Genomic DNA, 20,453 nt, shown 5'->3' on the forward strand with positions numbered 1-20,453 from the left:
GTCAGAGGTCCTGGAGGTATGGATTGGTCGCGCGTTCCCGGCCGATGGACGTCTGCTCCCCGTGGCCGGGGAGCACGACGATGTCGTCGGCGAGGGGCAGCACCTTGCTCTTGAGGCTCTGCAGCATCGTCGGATGGTCGCCGCCGGGCAGGTCGGTGCGGCCGATGGACCCGGCGAAGAGCAGGTCACCGGAGAACATCACCTCGGAGACGTCCTCGCGGTCGTACGGCGTCCGGAAGGTCACCGAGCCCTGCGTGTGTCCGGGCGTGTGGTCGGTGACGAAGCGCAGGCCGGCGAGCTCGAGCTCCTGGGCGTCGCCGAGCTCACGCACGTCGTCCGGCTCGGCGAACTCGTAGTTGCCGCCGAGCAGCATCTGCGTGGTCTCGGGGGACATGCCGGCCATCGGGTTAGCGAGCAGGTGCCGGTCCGCGGGGTGGATCCAGGCAGTCGCGTCGTAGGTCCCGGCGACCGGCGCGACACACCACATGTGGTCGACGTGGCCGTGGGTGACCAGGACCGCCACCGGCTTGAGGCGATGCTCGCGGACCACCTCGGCGATGCCCTCGGCCGCGTCCTTGCCGGGGTCGATGATGACGCACTCGGTGCCCGGCGCCGTCGCGGCGACGTAGCAGTTGGTGCCCCATGGACCTGCGGGGAAGCCGGCGATCAACACCACGGCAGACTATCGAGCCGACCAGGGCGACGTCGCATCGGTGCTGGACCATGGTTTGCTGGGCGCGCGGGCAGCGGCGCGGGGTTGACTAGCATGGTGCCGGGCGTCCCGACGGGGACGGTGCCGTGGCAGCCAAATACGCATCGAGCGGAGTGCACCAGTGACGAGTCATCAGTGGGGTCGAGTCGACGACGACGGAACCGTCTACGTGAAGACCGCCGACGGCGAACGCTCCGTGGGGCAGTATCCCGAGGGCTCCCCCGAGGAGGCGCTGAAGTTCTTCACCGAGCGCTTCGACGCGCTCGCTTTCGAGGTCGAGCTCCTCGAGAAGCGCGTCGCCAGCGGCGTCATGTCGCCCGAGGAGGCGGCCGCGTCCGTGCGTACGGTGCGCGAGCAGGTGACCTCCGCGAACGCCGTGGGCGACCTCGCCGCGTTGACCGGACGCCTCGAGGCGCTGGAGCCGGTGCTCGAGCAGCAGCGCGAGGCCCGCAAGATCGAGCGCGCCCAGCGGGCCGCCGAGGCCCGTGAGGGCAAGGAGAGGATCGTCGCGGAGGCGGAGGTCCTCGCGGAGGGCTCCGACTGGCGCAACGGCGCCAACCGGATGCGCGAGCTGCTCGACGAGTGGAAGGCGCTCCCCCGCATCGACCGGTCGTCCGACGACGCGCTGTGGCGTCGCTTCTCGACCGCGCGCACGGCGTACACCCGACGCCGCAAGGCGCACTTCTCCGAGCAGCACGAGAAGCGCGACGCCGCGCGCAGCGTGAAGGAGAAGCTCGCGGTCGAGGCCGAGAGCCTCGCCACCTCGACGGACTGGGGCGGGACCGCCGGCCGCTACCGGGACCTGATGCGCCAGTGGAAGGCCGCCGGTCCGGCCCCACGCGACGCCGACGAGGCGCTGTGGAAGCGCTTCCGCGGCGCCCAGGACACGTTCTTCGGCGCCCGTGACGCCGCCGCCGCCGAGCAGGACGTGGAGTTCGCTGCCAACGCCGAGGTCAAGGAGGCGCTGCTCGTCGAGGCCGAGAAGCTGGTGCCGGTCACCGACCTCGACGCCGCGAAGCGGGCGTTCCGGGACATCGCCGACCGCTGGGACGCGGCCGGCAAGGTGCCGCGCGATCGGATGAAGGACCTCGAGGCCCGGATCCGCAAGGTCGAGACCGAGATCCGCGGCGTCGAGGATGAGCAGTGGCGCCGCTCCGACCCCGAGAAGTCCGCCCGCGCCGACGACCTGGTCAGCAAGCTCGAGGCCGCCATCGCCAAGGTCGAGGCCGACCTGGAGAGGGCGAAGGCCGCCGGCAACGAGAAGAAGGTCAAGGAGCTCGAGGAGAACCTCGTCTCCCGCCAGTCGTTCCTGGAGATGGCCAAGCGGGCGAGCGAGGACTATTCGTAGCCGGATGCCTGCGAGCCCGCGACCGAGGCACGAGGTCGCGTCAGGCGTGTCGAGATCCGGTGAGCCGAGAAGCAGCCTCTACTGCGTGACGCGGTAGGCGTCGAAGACGCCGGGCACCGAGCGCACCGCCTTGAGGACCGTGTCGAGGTGCTTGGCCTCGGCCATCTCGAAGGTGAACCGGCTCTTCGCGACCCGGTCCCTCGACGTCGAGAGATTGGCGCTGAGGATGTCGACGTGGGCGTCGGAGAGCGCCATGGTGATGTCGGAGAGCAGCCGGGCCCGGTCCAGAGCCTCGACCTGGATGTTGACCAGGAAGCTGGACTGGCCCGTCGGCGCCCACTCGACGTCGAGCAGCCGCTCGGGCTGGGCCTGCAGGCTCGCCGCGTTGGTGCAGCTCTGCCGGTGGACCGACACTCCCCCGCCCTTGGTGACGAACCCGAGGATCGGGTCCGGCGGCACCGGCGTACAGCACTTCGCGAGCTTCACCCACACGTCAGGGGCACCCTTGACGATCACGCCGGAGTCGCCGCCCGGCTGCGCCTTGGCGCGGCCTCGGCGGCCGGTGATCGTGACGCCCTCTGCCAGGTCCTCGGCCGCACCGTCGTCGCCGCCGTGGAGATCGATGACCCGGCGTACGACGGCTTGAGCGCTGAGGTTGCCTTCCCCGACCGAGGCGTAGAGCGCCGAGACGTCGGCCAGCTTGAAGTGGACCGCGGCCAGCATCAGCGACTCGTGGGACATCAGCCGCTTGAGCGGCAGCCCCTCCTTGCGCATCAGCTTGGCGATCTGCTCCTTGCCCTGGTCGATCGCCTCCTCGCGCCGCTCCTTGGTGAACCATTGGCGGATCTTGGAGCGGGCGCGCGGCGACTTCACGAAGCCGAGCCAGTCGCGCGACGGCCCGGCGGTCGGTGACTTCGAGGTGAAGACCTCCACCACGTCGCCGTTCTCCAGCGCGGACTCGAGCGGCACCAGACGCCCGTTCACGCGAGCACCGATCGTGTGGTGACCGACCTCGGTGTGTACGGCGTACGCGAAGTCGACGGGGGTCGCGCCGGTGGGCAGCGCGATGACGTCGCCGCGCGGCGTGAACACGTAGACCTCGGCGCGGTTGATCTCGAAGCGCAGCGACTCCAGGAACTCGCCCGGGTCCTCGACCTCGTTCTGCCAGTCGAGGAGCTGGCGCACCCACGTCATGTCGTCGATGTCGCCGGGGCGGTCGGTGTCGACGCCGGCGCGGCCGTTCTCCTTGTACTTCCAGTGCGCGGCGACGCCGTACTCCGCCCGGCGGTGCATCGCGAAGGTGCGGATCTGCAGCTCGACCGGCTTGCCCTGCGGCCCGATGACCGTCGTGTGCAACGACTGGTACATGTTGAACTTCGGCATCGCGACGTAGTCCTTGAACCGACCGAGCACGGGGTTCCAGCGCGAGTGGAGCACGCCGAGGACGGTGTAGCAGTCGCGGTCGTCCTCGACGAGGACCCGGATGCCGACCAGGTCGTAGATGTCGGAGAACTCCCGACCGCCGACGATCATCTTCTGGTAGATCGAGTAGTAGTGCTTCGGTCGCCCGGTGACGGTGCACTTGACCTTGGCCTCGCGCAGGTCGGCGTCGACCTGGTTGATCACCTCAGCGAGGAACTGGTCGCGCGACGGCGCCCGCTCGGCCACCATCCGCACGATCTCGTCGTAGATCTTAGGGTGCAGGGTCGCGAACGCGAGGTCCTCGAGCTCCCACTTGATGGTGTTCATGCCGAGCCGGTGCGCCAGCGGGGCGTAGATGTCGAGCGTCTCGCGGGCGACCCGCTCCTGGGTCTCCTGCCGCACGTAGCGCAGCGTCCGCATGTTGTGCAGGCGGTCCGCGAGCTTGATGACGAGCACTCGGATGTCGCGCGACATCGCGACGATCATCTTGCGGATGGTCTCGGCCTGCGCGGAGTCGCCGTACTTGACCTTGTCGAGCTTGGTCACTCCGTCGACGAGCCGGGCGACCTCGTCGCCGAAGTCCTGGCGCACCTGCTCCAGGGTGTACGGCGTGTCCTCGACCGTGTCGTGAAGGAGCGCCGCGGCCAGCGTCGACTCGGTCATCCCGATGTCGGCCAGGATCGTCGTCACCGCGAGCGGATGCGTGATGTAGGGGTCACCCGACTTGCGCGTCTGCGTGCCGTGCATCTTCTCAGCGGTCAGGTAGGCCCGCTCGAGGAGGGCCAGGTCGGCCTTCGGGTGGTTGGCTCGCACCGAGCGGAAGAGAGGCTCCAGGACCGGGTTGGCCGACTGGTTGCGGGTCCCCATCCGCGCCAGCCGCGCTCGCATGCTGCGGGTGGACGGGCCGGGTTCGGACGCACGGCGCGGGCCTGCCGGGACAGGCGGCGCCGTGCTCTCCTCGGTCACGCTTGCAGTCTAGGCGTCAGACCGTGAGGAGGGTCGTCAGGTCGACGTCCCCGAGGGCGTCGCGCCCCCGGAGGAACCCGAGCTCCATCAGCATCGCCACCCCGTGCACGGTGGCGCCGGACTGGGCGACCAGCTCCATCGTGGCGCGAGCCGTCCCGCCGGTGGCGAGGACGTCGTCGACGAGCAGCACCCGGTCACCCGGCTGCAACGCGTCCTGGTGCACCTCGAGCGTCGCCTCGCCGTACTCCAGCGAGTAGGACACGGCGTACGTCGCGCGCGGGAGCTTGCCGGCCTTGCGGACCGGGACGAACCCGACCCCGAGTGCCAACGCGACCGGAGCGCCGAGGATGAAGCCCCGCGACTCCATGCCGAGCACCTTGTCGACGACCGGCCGGCCGTCGGCATCGCGACCCGGCGCCGACAGCGCTGCGACGACATCCGTGAGTGCCGTGTGGTCCGCGAGGAGCGGGGTGATGTCCTTGAAGAGGATCCCGGGCTCGGGGAAGTCAGGGACGTCCGCGATCAGTGCGAGCGCCGACTCCAGGTCCGGCCCCGGCTCAGTCATCTCCTCGAGGTCACTTCTTGTCGCGCTTGGACTTCGGCTGGCGGGAGGGCTGCTGGCGACCGGACGCCCGGCTCTCCTTCACCGGGCCTCGCGCCTCGGGCACGATGCGGCCGCGGCCGGCGGCCTGTGGGGCCCGATCAGGCGCGGAAGGCGCCACCGGGCGCGACACCGGAGCGCCGTCCTCGAGGTCGCCCTCGGCCTCGTCGAGGAGAGCTGGCTCGCCCTGGACCGGCATGTCCTCCGTGAACGCGGGGACAGATGCGTAGCGGTCCGCTTCGTGAGCTGCCCGGGCCTTCGCGCGCTTGTCTGCCAGCTTGACCTCGGACTCGGTCGACTTCATCTGCACCAGGATGCGCGGCGCGATGAAGACCGAGGAGAAGACGCCTGCTGCCATGCCGACGAACTGCGCCAGCGCCAGGTCCTTGAGCGAGCTCGCGCCCAGCTGGACCGCGCTAACGTAGAGGATGGCGCCGATCGGGATGAGCGCCACGATCGAGGTGTTGATCGACCGGACCAGGGTCTGGTTCACGGCGAGGTTGGCGGCCTGTGCGTAGCTGCGACGACCGGTGCGCAGGTTGGCGGTGTTCTCCCTGACCTTGTCGAAGACGACGACGGTGTCATACATCGAGAAGCCCAGGATCGCGAGCAGACCTGTCACCGCGGCCGGTGTCACGGGGAACCCGGAGAGCGAGTAGACGCCGATCGTGAGCGCGATGTCGTGGAACAGCGCGACCAGCGCGGCCACCGACATCTTCCACTCCCGGAAGTAACCCCAGATGAAGAGCACAACCAGCGTGAGGAAGATGGCCACGCCGATCAGCGCTCGTTTGGCGACGTCACGTCCCCAGCTCGCGCCCACCTCGGTCTTGGAGACGTCGTCGCCGCTGGCGCCCGTCACGTCCTCGATGATCGCGCGGACCTCCCGGTCGCCCGCGGCGTTGACGTTCTCGATCTGCACGATGAGGCCGTCGTCGCCTGCGGTCGTGACCTGGGGAGACGCCTCGCCACCGACGGGCGAGTCGCCGATCGCGCTGCCGAGCTCGTCGGCGGTCTCCTGGGTTGCGACATCGGAGGAGAGGTTCGTGATGGTGTACTGCGTCCCACCGGTGAACTCGATGCCGAAGTTCATGCCCTTGACCAGGATCACCAGGATCGCGAGCCCCACCAGGGTGCCGGAGATGGCGTACCAGAGGGCACGGTGACCGACGAAGTCGTAGGACTTCCGGCCCTGGTAGAGGTCGTTGCCGAGCCTCGAGAACTTGCCCATCAGGCCTTACCTCCCGTGGCGACGCGATCGATCCCGAGCGTGTTCGCGCTCAGACCGGAGAGCTCGCCGCCACCGTTGAAGAACTTGAACCGTGCCAGGTAGGTCACCATCGGCTTGGTGAACCAGAAGAGGATTGCCAGGTCGATCAGCGTCGAGAGGCCGAGGGCGAAACCGAAGCCCTTCACCGCCCCGGTCGCGAAGAGGTAGAGAACGCCGGCCGAGAGCAGCGACACCACATTGGCGGCGAGTCGCGTCTTCTTGGCGCGGACCCAGCCCGTCTCCACGGCGACCCGCATCGACTTGCCCTCACGCATCTCGTCGCGGATGCGCTCGAAGAAGATGATGAAGGAGTCCGCGGTGACACCCACGCCGATGACCAGGCCGGCAATGCCGGGCAGCGTCAGCGTGAAACCGGCCGTGTTGCCGAGCAGCAGCACCATGCCGTACGTGATCGCCGCCGCCGTCAGCAGCGAGGCCAGCACGACCAGGCCGAGACCGCGGTAGTAGACCAGGCAGTAGAGCATCACCAGGATCAGGCCGAGGAGGCCGGCGGTCAGTCCGGCCTGGAGCTGGTTGCCGGCCAAGGACGGGCCGATCTCCTCGATCTGCGTACCCTCCCGGTCGAAGGAGATCGGCAGGGCACCGAACTTCAGGCTGGTCGCCAGGCTCTCAGCGGACGTCTTGTTGAAGTTGCCGGTGATCTGGGCGTTGCCGTCGGGGATCCGGCCCTCGAAGTTCGGCGCCGAGATCACCTGACCGTCGAGCACGACCGCGAACTGCTGCTCGGTCCCGGCCATCGAGTCGGACAGATCGGCGAACGCCTTCTTGCCGTCGCCGCCCAGCTCCAGGTTCACCTGCCACTGGGTGTTCTGCGTGCTCGGGGCCAAGGCGCTCGCCGACTTCAGGTCCGTGCCCTCGATCGCCGCCGGCGAGAGCAGGTACTTGGTCGCCTCGTCGTCGTCGGTGCCACAGGTGACCAGCCACGTCGTCGGGTCGTCGACCGGCAGCTTGGCGGTCGGGCAGGTGTAGGCAGCGAACGCGTCGATCGCCTCCTGCGGCGGAGCGGTGATGAACGCGAGCGCCTCCTTCGCGGTGGCGCCCTTCGCGTCCGCCGGGGCGCTAGGGCTCGACGACGGGGACCCGCTCGGCGACTCGCTCGCCGAGGCACTCGGCGACTTCGACGGCGCGGTTGCCTTCTTGTTCTTCTTCTCGTCGGCCGTGAACGCCGGACGGCTCTTCGGCTTGGCCGACGACTTGTCCTTGGGCTTGGCCTTGTCGGAGCCCTTGGCCGTGGCGGACGGGGAGGGCGGAAGCGTCACGCCGACCCCGGGCTCCGCGCTGGCGCTCGGGTCCGCACTCGGATCGGCCGGCGTCGCGCTGGCACACGGGCCAGGGACGAGGCTGGTGCACGCCACGGTGCGGAACCGGAGCTGGGCCTGCCGGTTCACCGTGTCGAGCAGCGAGTTGTCGGTGTCACCGGGGACCTCCACCACGATGTACTGGCTGCCCTGGGTCGTCACCTCCGCCTCACTGAAGCCGGTCGCGTTGACGCGGCTGTCGATGATGGACGCGGCCTCGTCCAGGTTCTCCTGTGACGGGTTGCCGTTCGCGGTCAGCGTGATCCGGGTGCCGCCCTGGAGGTCGAGCCCGAGGGCCGGCTTCCAGGTCCCGCCGATGGCGACCAGACCGAAGAGCACGCCGATCCCGATCGCGAAGACGATCAACGTGCGGCCCGCGTGGGCGGCGGCGTTGCGTGCCATGTCAGTTCTCCTCGACGCCGTCGGCGCCAGCGCCCGGCTTGTCGTTCTCGGACTCGGTGTCGACCTCGTCCACGTCCTGCGGGATCTTGTTGCCGACCGCGCCGCGAGCCACCTTGATCACGACGCCCTCTGCGATCTCGACCTTCACGTGGTCGTCCTCGATCTCACGCACGGTCGCGTAGACCCCGGACGTCAGCATGACCTCGTCATTGACAGACAACGACGACTGCATGCTCCGGAGTTCCTTCTGACGCCGAGACTGCGGCCGGATGATGAAGAGCCAGAAGAGCAGCACGATGCCGACGAGCGGCAAGAACTCCACGACGAAAAGACCTCTCGAGCAGGAAAATGGGGCGTCGGAGCCACCAGCGGGGCCGACCGACGGGCCAGTGTAACCAGCGAGGTGGTCCGGATCACGAACCCGGGTCGGTCTCCCTCCCGACGTTCACCCGCCGGCCACTCACTCCTCGAAAAGGGGGCGGTCCGCCACGAGGGCCGGTGGCGGGGTCAGACCGAGGTGCTGCCACGCGGCCGGAGTGGCGATCCGGCCCCGCGGCGTACGCGCCAGGAAGCCGTTGCGCACCAGGAACGGCTCGGCCACCTCCTCGACGGTCTCCCGCTCCTCCCCCACGGCCACGGCCAGGGTGGAGATGCCGACCGGCCCGCCACCGAAGCGCCGGCACAGCGCGTCGAGCACGCCCCGGTCGAGGCGGTCCAAGCCGAGCTCGTCGACCTCGTAGAGCTCGAGCGCCGCCCGGGCCACGTCGAGGGTCACGACGCCGTCGGCCCGGACCTGGGCGTAGTCGCGGACCCGGCGCAGCAGCCGGTTGGCGATCCGCGGAGTGCCACGCGAGCGCGAGGCGATCTCGGCGGCGCCGTCGGCCTCCAGCACGACGCCGAGAAGCCCGGCCGAGCGGTGAATGATCAGGTCGAGCTCGTGCGGCTCGTAGAACTCGAGGTGGGCCGTGAAGCCGAACCGGTCGCGCAGCGGGCCGGGCAGCAGGCCGGCGCGCGTCGTGGCACCGACGAGCGTGAACGGCGGGATGTCGAGCGGGATCGCGGTCGCGCCAGGTCCCTTGCCGATGACGACGTCGACGCGGAAGTCCTCCATCGCCATGTAGAGCATCTCCTCGGCCGGGCGCGCCATCCGATGGATCTCGTCGACGAAGAGGACGTCGCCCTCGTTCATGCCGGACAGGATCGCGGCCAGGTCGCCGGCGTGGGTGATGGCCGGGCCGCTGGTCAGCCGGAGCGGTGAGGACATCTCGCCGGCGATGATCATCGCCAGCGTCGTCTTGCCGAGGCCGGGAGGACCGGACAGCAGCACGTGGTCAGGCGCTCGACCCCGCCGACGGGCGGCCTCGAGGACCAGACCGAGCTGGTCGCGGACGCGGACCTGGCCGACCACCTCGTCCAGGGTCCGCGGGCGCAGTGCCGCCTCGATGGTGCGCTCGTCACCGTCGGCCTCCGCAGCCGTCAGCGAGGCGAAGTGGACCTCCTCTGCCGCGGCCAGGTCGTCCTCGTGCATGCTCAGGCCTTGCTCAAGGTACGCAGCGCCGCTCGCAGCAGGGCACCGACGTCGGGACTGGAGCCGGCCTCGGGCGCGACGGCGTCGACGGCCTTCTCGGCATCGCGGGTCGTCCAGCCCAGGCCCATGAGCCCCTGGTGGACCTGGTCGCGCCACGACTCGCTCGAGGCGGCGGCCGCGGGGCGACCTCCTGTCGGGGCACCGATCCGGTCCTTGAGCTCGAGGATGATCCGCTGCGCACCCTTCTGACCGATACCCGGGACCCGGGTCAGTGTCTTGACGTCGTCGGAGGCGATGGCGCGGCGCAGGTCGTCGGGCGCGAGTACGGCGGTGATGGCCTGGGCGACCTTGGGGCCGACCCCGGAGGCCGTCTGGACGAGCTCGAAGATCTGCTTCTCGTCCTCGTCCGCGAAACCGAACAGGGTCAGCGAGTCCTCGCGCACGACCATGCTGGTGGGCAGCGTCGCCGAGTGACCCGGGCGCAACGTGGCGAGGGTGCCGGGCGTGCACATCAGCTCGAGACCGACTCCCCCGACCTCGAGCACGGCACTGGACAGCGTCACGGCGGCGACCTGGCCACGGACGAAGGCGATCATCTGCGTACTCTCCCGGGTATCGAGCCTGTCGAGGCACCGGCCGCGGCGAGGGCGGCATCGATGCGGGACTGGGCGCCTCCGCGCCAGATGTGGGTGATGGCGAGCGCCAGAGCGTCGGCGGCGTCGGCCGGCTTGGGTGGCGCATCGAGCCGGAGGATCCGGGTCACCATGGCGCCGACCTGCGCCTTGTCGGCCCGTCCGTTGCCCGACACGGCCGCCTTGACCTCGCTCGGGGTGTGCAGTGCGATCGGCAGCCCGCGCCGGGCGGCGCAGACCATCGCGATGCCGCTCGCCTGGGCCGTGCCCATCACGGTGCTGACGTCGGAGCGGGCGAAGACCCGCTCCACCGCGACCGCGTCGGGCCGGTACTCGTCGAGCCAGGCGTCGATGCCCTTCTCGATGGTCACGAGGCGCTCGGGCACCGGCAGGCCGGACGACGTGCGCAGCACGTTGACGTCGACCAGAGTGAGTGGTCGCCCCACCATGCCGTCGACCACGCCCATGCCGCAGCGGGTCAGCCCCGGGTCGATCCCCAGCACGCGCATCGGTCAGCCCTCCTGTCGAACACCTGTTCGGTGTCCACGCTAACCGTTGCTCCTCGGCTCACCGGGTCTCGACACGCCGGTCGTCTTGCTCGACCACCATCAGCGAGTCCGCCGGCGCGTCCTCGCTACGCGTCGATCGACTCGAGCACCTCGTCGGGGATGTCCGCGTTGCTGTAGACGTTCTGGACGTCATCGAGGTCGTCGACGGCATCCACGAGCCGGAAGACCTTGCCCGCGACCTCGACCTCGGCGACCGGGATGTCCATGGTCGCCACGAACTGGACCTCGGCGGAGTCGTAGTCGATGCCGGCAGCCTGGAGCGCCGTACGGACCGCCACCACGTCGCCGGACTCGGACTGGATCTCGAAGCTGTCCCCGAGGTCGCTCACGTCCTCGGCGCCCGCGTCGAGGGTCGCCTCGAGCACGTCGTCCTCGCTGACCTCCCACGGCTTGCCGCCGCGCTCCTGGCTCTTGCCGACCACGACGACGCCCTTGCGGGTGAAGAGTCGGGAGACCGAGCCGGGGTCGGCCATGGTGCCACCGTTGCGGGTGACCGCGGTGCGGACCTCCATCGCGGCCCGGTTGCGGTTGTCGGTCAGGCACTCGACGAGGAGCGCCACGCCCTGGGGCCCGTAGACCTCGTACATGATCGTCTCGTAGTTGACGCCGCCGCCGTCGAGGCCACCGCCGCGCTTGACCGCGGAGTCGATGTTCTTGTTCGGCACCGACTGCTTCTTCGCCTTCTGGATGGCGTCGTACAGCGTCGGGTTGCCGGACGGGTCGGGGCCACCCATCTTCGCCGCGATCTCGATGTTCTTGATCAGCTTCGCGAACAGCTTGCCGCGCTTGGCGTCGACGATCGCCTTCTTGTGCTTGGTGGTCGCCCACTTGGAGTGGCCAGACATACGTCCCTCTTCTACTCAGCCTCGGACACGAGGTCCACGAACAGGCGGTGCACCCGGGGGTCGCCACCCACCTCGGGGTGGAACGACGTCGCCATCAGCGAACCCTGACGGACCGCGACGATCCTACCCGCGGCCTCTCCTCCATCGACACGGGCGAGCACCTCGACCCGGTCGCTGACGGCCTCGACCCACGGCGCCCGAATGAAGATCGCGTGCACCGGAGCGTCGAGGCCCGAGAAAGCGAGGTCGCCCTCGAACGAGTCGACCTGTCGCCCGAAGGCGTTGCGGCGCACGGTGATGTCCAGCCCGCCGAGCGTCTCCTGGTCCGCCGTACCGTCCTCGATCCGGTCGGCCAGCATGATCATCCCGGCGCAGGTCCCGAACGCCGGCATTCCTTCCTTGAGGCGGTGCCGGATGGGCTCGAAGAGGTCGAACGTGCGAGCCAGCTTGGCCATCGTCGTCGACTCACCACCCGGGATGACGAGCCCGTCGCAGGCGTCCAGCTCGGAGGTACGCCGTACCGTCACCGCGCGGACGCCGAGACCGTCGAGCATCCGGACGTGCTCTCGCACGTCGCCCTGGACGGCGAGGACGCCGACGGTCCGGTTCACCAGCCGCGCTCGGCGAGCCGGTGCGGCTGCGGGATGTCCTCGACATTGATCCCCACCATCGCCTCACCCAGACCACGCGACACCTTCGCGACCACGTCCGGGTCATCGTGGAACGTCGTCGCCTTCACGATCGCCTCCGCACGCTGCGCCGGGTTGCCCGCCTTGAAGATCCCCGACCCCACGAACACACCCTCAGCACCCAGCTGCATCATCATCGCCGCATCCGCCGGCGTCGCGATCCCACCCGCGGTGAACAGCACCACCGGCAGCTTCCCGGCCCCGGCAACCTCCTTGACCAGGTCGTACGGCGCCTGCAGCTCCTTCGCCGCCACGAACAGCTCGTCGCCCTCCAACGCCCCCAGGCGACGGATCTGCTTGCGAATCGTGCGCATATGCGTCACCGCGTTCGAGACGTCACCGGTGCCGGCCTCGCCCTTGGAACGGATCATCGCCGCGCCCTCGGTGATCCGCCGCAGCGCCTCACCCAGGTTGGTCGCACCACACACGAACGGGACCGTGAACGCCCACTTGTCGATGTGGTTCTCGTAGTCCGCCGGCGTCAGCACCTCCGACTCGTCGATGTAGTCCACACCCAACGACTGCAGCACCTGCGCCTCGGCGAAGTGGCCAATGCGGGCCTTGGCCATCACTGGGATCGAGACGGCCTCTATGATCGAGTCGATCATGTCCGGGTCGCTCATCCGGGACACGCCGCCCTGGGCGCGGATGTCGGCCGGGACCCGCTCGAGCGCCATCACCGCGACCGCGCCCGCATCCTCAGCGATCTTCGCCTGCTCGGCGTTGACCACATCCATGATCACGCCACCCTTCAGCATCTCTGCCATGCCGCGCTTGACCCGGGTAGTGCCTGTGCTTTCACTCATGAGGAGAGCGTAGTGCCGCCTCCGCCAGCGCCTGCTTCCGGACCACCCAGACGCGTTGGCAGACCGTCACGGTGGACGCGATCGCCAGTGCCCAGAGGGCGATGTACATCAGGACCGGCAGGTCGAAGATGGCCCCCAAACCGGTCATCACCAGGATCGCGACCAGGCGGTCGGCGCGCTCGGCGATGCCGACCTTGACATCGAACCCGAGGGTCTCGCCGCGCGAGCGCGCGTACGACGTGACGCCGCCCATGAGCAGGCAGACCAGGCTGAGCACCAGATAGAGCTTGCTCGGCTCCTCCCAGGCGAAGTAAAGGGCGAGACCGATGAAGATCGCACCGTCGCCGACCCGATCGAGGGTGGAGTCCCAGAACGCGCCGAACTTGCTGACCCGGCCGGTCGTCCGCGCCATGTAGCCGTCCAGCAGGTCGCTGAAGACGAACGCGGTGATGACGAGGACGCCGGTGAGCAGCTTCCCCTGCGGGAAGAAGACCAGCGCTCCGGCACACACTCCGAGTGTGCCGACGAGCGTGACGGCGTCGGGGCTGACGCCGAGACGGATCAGCAGGTGGGCGACCGGAGAGATGACCTTCGTGAAGAAGGCGCGGAAACGTTCCATCATGGCGGCAGCAGGCTACCGGTCCGGCCGTCAACCACCCACCACGCCGCCCTACGCCGACCTCACGACCGATCAGCAGGTGACGTCGGTGTCGCCGCCGTCGACGCTGAGGCCGTGGGCCCGCGTGCAGAACGCACCTTCGCCCAGGTTCGTCGTCCACTTGAACGTCGACGTGGTATGGGACGACGGCGGCGCGTTCCAGTAGCCGGTGCGCCTGGTGTACACCGTGCCGTCGAGCGGGCTGTAGAGCTCGCAGGTCCAGTTGACCCTCGTTCCGGAACGCCAGCCCGCGAACGAGCAGCTGAAGTGCTCCGTGCCGTCGACGTTGTAGGCCGGCCTCTTCGCCGTCGCCGTTCCCGGAGAGTAGGCGTTGGCCGGCGACGCCCCGGGCAGCAGGAGAGCCGCCACCAGGACGAATGTGCCGCCGACTGCGCGTGTACGGGATCTCTTCAGCATTGCGCACCTCATCCACTCGTCGAAACCCGAGACCATCGGGAGCGAAGGTCTGTGCACGCCGGCCGCCCGTCACGCATGCGTCGCAGTCTTGGCGCGCTAACGGTGGATCCTCTACCTACGGACCTCCCATGTCAAGGAAGTCCTGCGCCGGCGGGTGTGACGGCCGATTAAACGGCTTGCGGCACGGCCTGGGGGTGGTCGAGCACCGGCCCGAAGGCGAGCTCGGCCGCACCGATCAGCGGTGAGTCGTCACCGAGAGCAGCGGATCTGAGAGCGGCATCGCCACGCGGGGACAGCAGGGTGTTGCGCTGGACGGACTCGACCACGCGAGACTCCGCGGCCCGCCACACCTGTGCCAACGAGCCCCCGAGCACGACGACCTGGGGATTGAACAGGTTGACGATCGCCCGGATGCCCACTCCGCACCAGTCGGCGACGTCGTTGACCGCCTCCGCGGCGCGGGGCTCCCCCGCCCGAGCAGCGGCGATCACCTCGGCCACGGCCTCGGGCCCGCCTCCGGCGAGCCGGCCGGCCCGCTGCAGCAGCACGTTCTCACCGACCTTGGTCTCCCAGCAGCCGACCGCCCCGCAGCGGCACGCAGGCCCGGCGCCGTCGACCTGCATGTGGCCGACCTCGCCGGCGTACCCGCTCGCACCCGTCAGCGGTCGCCCGCCGACCAGGAAGCCGCCGCCGATGCCCACGCTGGCGCTCAGGTAGGCGACGTCAGAGAAGCCCACCGCAGCACCCCGGATGTGCTCGGCGAGCACGCCCAGGTTGGCGTCGTTGCCCGTCGAGACCGGCCGGTTGAGCCGCTTGGACAAGAGCTCGGTGAACGGCTCCTCGACCCAGCCCAGGTTGGGCGCGAAGCGCACCAGACCGTCGTCGGCCCGGACGGCACCGGGCACCGCGACTCCGACCCCGAGACACCGCGTGTGGCGCGAGGCGCTCAGGGTCTCGTCGATCATCTGGGCGACCGACTCGACGACGTGGGCCACGTCGTGCTCGCCGCGCTGGTGGCCTCGGGTACGACGGTCCAGGACCTCGCCCCCGAGACCCACCAGCGCCACGGCGATCCGGTCGACGCCGACGTCGACCGCGACCACCACGTTGTCGTCGCTGGGCACCACCAGGTGTGACGGACGCCCGCGCCCACCCACCACCGCCGTCTGCTCGGTCACGAGACCGAGTGACTGCAGCTCGCCGGTCAGCGCGCCGATCGTGCTCCGGTTCAGCCCGAGCTGCTTCGTGAGGACGGCCCGTGTGGTCGGTCCGTGCGTGTGCACTGTCTGGAGGATGGCGCGCAGGTTCGCGCGTCGTAGCTCCTCGGTGCCGACGCCGGTGGGGGTGGGCATCGGGCTATACCCGTCCGGATGCAGTCGCTCGCCGCCTGCTGATCGCGTCCACGGAGGCGGCCAGCAGCAGCACGGCACCGGTCACCATGTAGTAGACGCTCGACGGCTGGTCGAGCAGGATGATGCCGTTGCGAATCACCGCGACGACCAGGCCACCGATGACGGCGTCCGTGATCCGGCCCTTGCCGCCGAAGAGGCTGGTGCCACCGATGACCGCCGCGCCGACGGCAAGCAGCAGGGTGTCACTGCCGCCGGTGTTGGGCGAGACCGAGTTGGTCCGGCTGGCCGCGAGAAAGCCCGCCAGAGCAGCGATCGTCGAGCAGGCCATGAAGCAGCTGATCTTGACCCACGGCACGTTGATGCCCGAGCGGCGAGCCGCCTCCGCGTTGCCGCCCACGGCATACACGTGCTTGCCCCAGGACGTCCGGGAGAGCAGGTAGCCGAGCACCACGACGAGGATCAGGATGATCACGACGACGTTCGGGACGCCCTTGAGCGACTTCAGCGCAGGGTTCGGGCTCCGCTCGCGCGAGAGGTAGCCGACGACGGCCACGATGATGATCGCGAAGCCGGCGGACTTCAGCGCCCACAGCAGCATCGGCTCGGCGAGCAGGCCCCGCGCGCGGCGGTTGCGCATCGTGAGCAGCCGACCGCCGGCGTACCCGACGATCGTGACCGCTGCCAACAGCCAACCCAGCCAGATCGGCATCGACCCGTTGTTGAGCTTGAGGACGAAGTCGTTGCGGATGCCGATCGTGCCACCGTCGCCGATGATCTGGAGCATCACGCCCTGGAGCGCGAGGAACAGGGCAAGCGTCACTACGAACGACGGGATGCCGATCTTGGCGACCATCAATCCGATCATGAGACCGATGAACGTGCCGGTCAGGATCCCGGCGATCAGGGCCGGGACCAACGGCCAGTCGTGCTCGGTGAGCGTGAGGGCGAGCACAGCCGCCGCCGCTCCGCCGGTGAAGCCTGCCGACAGGTCGATCTCGCCGAGCAGCAGCACGAAGATCAGGCCCATCGCCAGGACCATCACCGCGGCGGACTGGCCGATCAGGTTCGCGAAGTTGAGCTCGGTCGTGAACGTGTCGGGGCGCAGGATCGAGAAGACGACGACCAGGGCAACGAGCCCCAGCACCGCAGGGAGCGAGCCGACGTCTCCGCCGCGCACCTTGGCGACGTACGCGCGGAGGATGCCACCCAGGTCGGTCTGCTGCTCCTCGGCCGGAGGGGACGTTACGGTGCTCATCGGACCTCTCCGTTCGTGTTGCCCTGCTTCTCGGACGCGCCGGTGGTGATCAGCTCGACCACCTCGCCGCGGGTGACCTCGTCCTTGCGCACTTGGGCGACCAGCTGGCCGAGGTAGAGCACGGCGATGTCGTCGGCGACCTCGAAGACGTCGTTGAGGTTGTGGCTGATCAGCACGACGCCGAGGCCGCGGTCTGCCAGTCGACGCACGAGCAAGAGGACCTGCTCGGTCTGGGCCACGCCGAGCGCGGCCGTGGGCTCGTCGAGGATGACGACCCGGGAGTTCCAGAGGACAGCGCGAGCGATCGCGACAGTCTGGCGCTGGCCGCCGGAGAGCGAGGACACGTGCGTGCGCACAGACTTGAGGGTCCGCACGGAGAGGCCGTCGAGGGTCTCCCGCGCCTTGAGCTCCATCGTGGCGTCGTCGAGACGGATCTTCGAGCCGAGCTCACGACCGAGGAACATGTTGTCGACGACGTCCAGGTTGTCGCACAGAGCGAGGTCCTGGTAGACGACCTCGATGCCGAGGTCGTTGGCGTCCTTGGGACCATGGACCTTCACGGGCTGGCCCTCGAAGAAGTACTCGCCCTCGTCGAAGGCGTGGATGCCGGCGATGCCCTTGATCAGGGTGCTCTTGCCGGCACCGTTGTCGCCGACCAGGGCGGTGACCTGGCCGGGTCGGACGTCGAGATCGACGCCGCGCAGCACGTGCACGGCTCCGAAGCTCTTCTGGATACCCCGCAGGCTGAGCAGCGGCTCATCCGACGCCGCTACGGGTGCCTGCTCGGTGGCTGGGACGGACACAGGGATCTCCTCCGCCGGTGGATTGATGGCTCGGCGGCCGACCATGGGCCGCGCGAGTGTGGAAAGGGGCTCGGGGGCCCGTCCCGGCAGGAACGAGCCCCCGAGCTGGAGGCTGGCGTTACTTGACGCCGTTCTCCTCGCAGGCCTTCTTGAACTCGTCGACGCAGATGTCGGCTGCCTTCTGGAAGCCGTCGTCGATGACCGTCTGCACCTTGTCCGCGGTGATCCACACCGGGACGGCCAGCGCGGACGCGACGTCCTTGCCGGTCTCGGTGTCCTTGACGGAGCCGGTCGCCAGGGCTGCGGCTGCGTCGGTGTCACCGTTGATCAGAGCAATAGCGAGGTCCGAGGCCGTCTTGGCCTCGAGGTCGGTGTTCTTGTACACGGTGCCGCACTGGTAGCCGGCGAGCACGTTCTGTAGACCCTCGACCGACGCGTCCTGACCAGTGGTCGGGACCTGACCGGCCGTGCCGTTGTCCTTCATGCGGGCGATGATGCCGCCGGCCATCGTGTCGTTGGCGGACACGACGCCGTCGATCTTGCCCTTGTTCTGGGTGTAGAGCTGCTCGTAGGCGTCGCCGGCCTTCGTCGCGTCCCAGAATCCGCTCTGGTCACCGACGAGCTTGTAGTCGCCCGAGTCGATCTTCGGCTTGAGGGCCTCTTCGTAGCCCTGCTTGAACAGCGCGGCGTTGTTGTCGTTCGGGTCGCCGTTGATGTAGATGACGTTCGCCTTGGTCTTGCCGGCCGCGTCCAGGCAGTCGGTGAGGCCGGTGCCCATGAGGCCCCCGACGGCAACGTTGTCGAACGACACGTAGTACGACGCTCCGCCGCCCAGGGTCAGGCGGTCGTAGTCGATGCTCTGGACACCGGCGTCGGCGGCCTTGCTCAGGCACGCCTTGCCCGACTCGGAGTCCAGGTTGACGATCATGATGACCGTGACGCCCTCGTTGATCATGCTGTCGCAGATCTCGCCGAACTTCGCGACATCGCCGCCCGCGTTGTCGATGATCGACTCGACGCCAGCAGCGTCGAACGCCGCCTTCAGGCTCGGGCGGTCATTGGCCTCCCATCGCGGGGAGGTCGTCTCGTCCGGCAGGATCACGCCAACCTTGCCATCGGCCTTCGGCGAGTCGCCGCTGCCGCCCTCGCTGCCGCCTTCGCTGTCACTCCCGCATGCTGCGAGGGCACCGAACGCGAGCGCACCTACTGCCATCAGGGACGCGATACGCGCTCCCTTGTTCCTGACCATTTCCTCGACCTCCATGGTTCGGATCACCGTGACCGTCGTCATGTGACGACAGTCACGGCATAAGTTGTCCGGGACAACATACTCACGGCAGCCGACCCCGGCAAGCGGTTCTGAGAGCGTGTTTTGTTGCACGTTCAAACCAAGTGCGGGCCTGCCTGAGCGTGACCGAATCGTGACCGAGACGACCACCTCGTGGACGCCCTCGGACTGATCTCAACGCCGCGGGCGCCCCAGGAGGCCTTGCGGTGTGACGGCAGTCACCGGGTATGTTGTGAGCGACAACATAGTCGGCGCCCGAGCGCCCTTCGCGCGCACTGCCGAAGACTTTTGTTGCACGATCAAACGAATTCAGACCGGAGGTCTCAGCGACATGACCGAATCCAGCACCGGCTCGGCGAGCTACACCCCGACCCGTGACGACAAGTTCTCGTTCGGCCTCTGGACCGTGGGCTGGCAGGGCGTGGACGTCTTCGGTGGCGCGGTGCGCCCCGAGCTCGCCCCCGCAGAGGCGATCCACCGACTCAGCGACCTCGGCGCGTACGGCGTCACCTTCCACGACAACGACGTCTTCCCGTTCGACGCCGACGCCGCGACCAAGGAGCAGCACCTCGCGCCCTTCCGCAAGGCGCTCGAGGAGACCGGCCTTGTCGTGCCCATGGTGACGACGAATCTCTTCTCGCACCCGGTCTTCCGCGACGGCGGCTTCACCAACAATGACCGCGACGTACGCCGGTTCGCGATCCGCAAGGCCGCCGACCAGGTCGACCTGGCCGCCGAGCTCGGTGCCAAGCTCTTCGTCGCCTGGGGCGGACGCGAGGGCGCGGAGTCCGGTGCGGCGAAGGACGTGAAGACCGCGCTCGACCGGTACGCCGAGGCTTTCAACACCCTCGGTGCCTACGTCCTCGAGCAGGGCTACGACATCCGCTTCGCGATCGAGCCCAAGCCCAACGAGCCCCGCGGCGACATCCTGCTGCCGACGATCGGCCACGCGCTGGCGTTCATCAACGAGCTGGATCACCCCGAGCTCGTCGGCCTCAACCCGGAGACCGGGCACGAGGAGATGGCCGGCCTCAACTACGCGCACGGCCTGGCGCAGGCGCTGTGGCACGGCAAGCTCTTCCACATCGACCTCAACGGCCAGACCGGTCCGCGCTACGACCAGGACCTGCGCTTCGGCGCCGGCAACGCCCGTGGTGCGTTCTGGACCGTCGACATCGTGGAGCACGGCGGCTACGAGGGCCCTCGGCACTTCGACTACAAGCCCCCGCGCACCGAGGACATGGACGGCGTGTGGGCCTCGGCCGCGGGCTGCATGCGCAACTACCTGATCCTGCGCGACAAGGTCCGCGCCTTCCGGGCCGACTCCGACGTCCAGCAGGCCCTCAAGGACGCCCGGCTCGACGAGCTCGCCCAGACCAGCCTCGCCCCCGGCGAGACCGTCGCGGACCTGCGGGCCGAGTCCTTCGACCCGGACGCCGCGGCCCAGCGCGGGATGGCGTTCGAGCACCTCGATCAGTTGGCGCTCGAGCACCTGTACGGCGTGCGCGGCTGACCAGAGCTGCGCCCTCGCCCACGACCGACGTCGCGGGCGAGGGAGAGGGCGTACTGTC

General features: G+C 69.0%; 20 protein-coding genes. 2 read left to right on the top strand and 18 right to left on the bottom strand.

Features of this window, described 5'->3' with window-relative positions:
* Nucleotide 1: 1 nt before the first annotated feature.
* Nucleotides 2–673 (bottom strand): MBL fold metallo-hydrolase, encoded by a 672-nt coding sequence (locus ABEA33_RS20320; RefSeq protein WP_345528785.1) that lies wholly within the window; start codon nucleotides 671–673, stop codon nucleotides 2–4.
* A gap of 160 nt (nucleotides 674–833) precedes the next feature.
* Between ABEA33_RS20320 and ABEA33_RS20325 the strand changes: the two genes are divergently transcribed.
* Nucleotides 834–2,060, top strand: a complete 1,227-nt coding sequence (locus ABEA33_RS20325; protein ID WP_345528786.1) for a DUF349 domain-containing protein — start codon at nucleotides 834–836, stop codon at nucleotides 2,058–2,060.
* 78 nt (nucleotides 2,061–2,138) lie between these two features.
* On the opposite strand, the gene ABEA33_RS20330 is transcribed toward ABEA33_RS20325, so the two are convergent.
* The 17 genes from ABEA33_RS20330 to ABEA33_RS20410 all read right to left on the bottom strand — a co-directional run bounded on the left by ABEA33_RS20330 (nucleotide 2,139) and on the right by ABEA33_RS20410 (nucleotide 18,885).
* On the bottom strand, nucleotides 2,139–4,448 hold the full coding sequence (locus ABEA33_RS20330; protein WP_425577457.1) for a RelA/SpoT family protein: 2,310 nt from the start codon (nucleotides 4,446–4,448) through the stop codon (nucleotides 2,139–2,141).
* Nucleotides 4,449–4,464: 16 nt separating this feature from the next.
* Entirely contained in the window at nucleotides 4,465–5,013 is a 549-nt protein-coding gene (locus tag ABEA33_RS20335) for an adenine phosphoribosyltransferase (RefSeq protein ID WP_345528787.1), read from the bottom strand.
* Nucleotides 5,014–5,023: 10 nt separating this feature from the next.
* A complete protein-coding gene (gene secF, locus ABEA33_RS20340; protein ID WP_345528788.1) occupies nucleotides 5,024–6,280 on the bottom strand; it encodes a protein translocase subunit SecF in 1,257 nt (418 codons plus the stop codon).
* Entirely contained in the window at nucleotides 6,280–8,040 is a 1,761-nt protein-coding gene (gene secD / locus ABEA33_RS20345; protein ID WP_345528790.1) for a protein translocase subunit SecD, read from the bottom strand. The genes secF and secD overlap by 1 nt, the downstream gene beginning before the upstream one ends.
* Nucleotide 8,041: 1 nt before the next feature.
* A complete protein-coding gene (gene yajC, locus ABEA33_RS20350; protein ID WP_345528791.1) occupies nucleotides 8,042–8,362 on the bottom strand; it encodes a preprotein translocase subunit YajC in 321 nt (106 codons plus the stop codon).
* Between the two features lie 138 nt (nucleotides 8,363–8,500).
* The gene (ruvB, locus tag ABEA33_RS20355; RefSeq protein WP_425577458.1) at nucleotides 8,501–9,574 is read right to left on the bottom strand and encodes a Holliday junction branch migration DNA helicase RuvB; all 1,074 of its coding nucleotides are present in this window, start codon (nucleotides 9,572–9,574) and stop codon (nucleotides 8,501–8,503) included.
* Complete coding sequence (gene ruvA / locus ABEA33_RS20360) at nucleotides 9,571–10,164, bottom strand: Holliday junction branch migration protein RuvA (protein ID WP_345528793.1); 594 nt, start codon at nucleotides 10,162–10,164, stop codon at nucleotides 9,571–9,573. Before ruvA ends, ruvB begins: the two co-directional genes overlap by 4 nt.
* Complete coding sequence (ruvC, locus tag ABEA33_RS20365) at nucleotides 10,161–10,700, bottom strand: crossover junction endodeoxyribonuclease RuvC (protein ID WP_345528840.1); 540 nt, start codon at nucleotides 10,698–10,700, stop codon at nucleotides 10,161–10,163. The genes ruvA and ruvC overlap by 4 nt, the downstream gene beginning before the upstream one ends.
* A 134-nt stretch (nucleotides 10,701–10,834) precedes the next feature.
* Complete coding sequence (locus tag ABEA33_RS20370; RefSeq protein WP_345528795.1) at nucleotides 10,835–11,614, bottom strand: YebC/PmpR family DNA-binding transcriptional regulator; 780 nt, start codon at nucleotides 11,612–11,614, stop codon at nucleotides 10,835–10,837.
* A gap of 11 nt (nucleotides 11,615–11,625) precedes the next feature.
* Nucleotides 11,626–12,168 (bottom strand): pyridoxal 5'-phosphate synthase glutaminase subunit PdxT, encoded by a 543-nt coding sequence (gene pdxT / locus ABEA33_RS20375; RefSeq protein WP_425577459.1) that lies wholly within the window; start codon nucleotides 12,166–12,168, stop codon nucleotides 11,626–11,628.
* Nucleotides 12,169–12,221: 53 nt separating this feature from the next.
* Nucleotides 12,222–13,109 carry a pyridoxal 5'-phosphate synthase lyase subunit PdxS gene (gene pdxS / locus ABEA33_RS20380; RefSeq protein ID WP_345528797.1) on the bottom strand — a complete coding sequence of 296 codons (888 nt, stop codon included), beginning with the start codon at nucleotides 13,107–13,109 and terminating at the stop codon, nucleotides 12,222–12,224.
* Entirely contained in the window at nucleotides 13,102–13,731 is a 630-nt protein-coding gene (gene pgsA, locus ABEA33_RS20385) for a phosphatidylinositol phosphate synthase (protein WP_345528798.1), read from the bottom strand. The genes pdxS and pgsA overlap by 8 nt, the downstream gene beginning before the upstream one ends.
* Before the next feature lie 69 nt (nucleotides 13,732–13,800).
* Nucleotides 13,801–14,136 (bottom strand): hypothetical protein, encoded by a 336-nt coding sequence (locus ABEA33_RS20390; protein ID WP_345528800.1) that lies wholly within the window; start codon nucleotides 14,134–14,136, stop codon nucleotides 13,801–13,803.
* Between the two features lie 215 nt (nucleotides 14,137–14,351).
* The gene (locus ABEA33_RS20395) at nucleotides 14,352–15,536 is read right to left on the bottom strand and encodes an ROK family protein (RefSeq protein WP_345528801.1); all 1,185 of its coding nucleotides are present in this window, start codon (nucleotides 15,534–15,536) and stop codon (nucleotides 14,352–14,354) included.
* Between the two features lie 4 nt (nucleotides 15,537–15,540).
* Complete coding sequence (locus tag ABEA33_RS20400; RefSeq protein ID WP_345528802.1) at nucleotides 15,541–16,791, bottom strand: sugar ABC transporter permease; 1,251 nt, start codon at nucleotides 16,789–16,791, stop codon at nucleotides 15,541–15,543.
* Nucleotides 16,788–17,594: an ATP-binding cassette domain-containing protein gene (locus tag ABEA33_RS20405; RefSeq protein WP_345528803.1), complete on the bottom strand. Its 807-nt coding sequence runs from the start codon at nucleotides 17,592–17,594 to the stop codon at nucleotides 16,788–16,790. The genes ABEA33_RS20400 and ABEA33_RS20405 overlap by 4 nt, the downstream gene beginning before the upstream one ends.
* 118 nt (nucleotides 17,595–17,712) lie before the next feature.
* On the bottom strand, nucleotides 17,713–18,885 hold the full coding sequence (locus ABEA33_RS20410; RefSeq protein WP_345528804.1) for a sugar ABC transporter substrate-binding protein: 1,173 nt from the start codon (nucleotides 18,883–18,885) through the stop codon (nucleotides 17,713–17,715).
* Nucleotides 18,886–19,213: 328 nt separating this feature from the next.
* Between ABEA33_RS20410 and xylA the strand changes: the two genes are divergently transcribed.
* Nucleotides 19,214–20,395, top strand: coding sequence for a xylose isomerase (gene xylA / locus ABEA33_RS20415; RefSeq protein WP_345528805.1), 1,182 nt, complete (start codon nucleotides 19,214–19,216; stop codon nucleotides 20,393–20,395).
* Nucleotides 20,396–20,453 lie beyond the last annotated feature (58 nt).

The sequence above is a fragment of the Nocardioides endophyticus genome, from assembly GCF_039543845.1.
Classification (GTDB): Bacteria; Actinomycetota; Actinomycetes; order Propionibacteriales; family Nocardioidaceae; genus Nocardioides; species Nocardioides endophyticus.

Excerpts from the sequence above, each read along its gene's own strand:
- ABEA33_RS20335 (WP_345528787.1), bottom strand. The coding sequence starts at position 5,013 with ATGACTGAGCCGGGGCCGGACCTGGAGTCGGCGCTCGCACTGATCGCG.
- secF (WP_345528788.1), bottom strand. The coding sequence starts at position 6,280 with ATGGGCAAGTTCTCGAGGCTCGGCAACGACCTCTACCAGGGCCGGAAG.
- secD (WP_345528790.1), bottom strand. The coding sequence starts at position 8,040 with ATGGCACGCAACGCCGCCGCCCACGCGGGCCGCACGTTGATCGTCTTC.
- ruvA (WP_345528793.1), bottom strand. The coding sequence starts at position 10,164 with ATGATCGCCTTCGTCCGTGGCCAGGTCGCCGCCGTGACGCTGTCCAGT.
- ABEA33_RS20370 (WP_345528795.1), bottom strand. The coding sequence starts at position 11,614 with ATGTCTGGCCACTCCAAGTGGGCGACCACCAAGCACAAGAAGGCGATC.
- pdxT (WP_425577459.1), bottom strand. The coding sequence starts at position 12,168 with ATGCTCGACGGTCTCGGCGTCCGCGCGGTGACGGTACGGCGTACCTCC.
- pdxS (WP_345528797.1), bottom strand. The coding sequence starts at position 13,109 with ATGAGTGAAAGCACAGGCACTACCCGGGTCAAGCGCGGCATGGCAGAG.
- pgsA (WP_345528798.1), bottom strand. The coding sequence starts at position 13,731 with ATGATGGAACGTTTCCGCGCCTTCTTCACGAAGGTCATCTCTCCGGTC.
- ABEA33_RS20395 (WP_345528801.1), bottom strand. The coding sequence starts at position 15,536 with ATGCCCACCCCCACCGGCGTCGGCACCGAGGAGCTACGACGCGCGAAC.
- ABEA33_RS20400 (WP_345528802.1), bottom strand. The coding sequence starts at position 16,791 with ATGAGCACCGTAACGTCCCCTCCGGCCGAGGAGCAGCAGACCGACCTG.
- ABEA33_RS20410 (WP_345528804.1), bottom strand. The coding sequence starts at position 18,885 with ATGACGACGGTCACGGTGATCCGAACCATGGAGGTCGAGGAAATGGTC.
- xylA (WP_345528805.1), top strand. The coding sequence starts at position 19,214 with ATGACCGAATCCAGCACCGGCTCGGCGAGCTACACCCCGACCCGTGAC.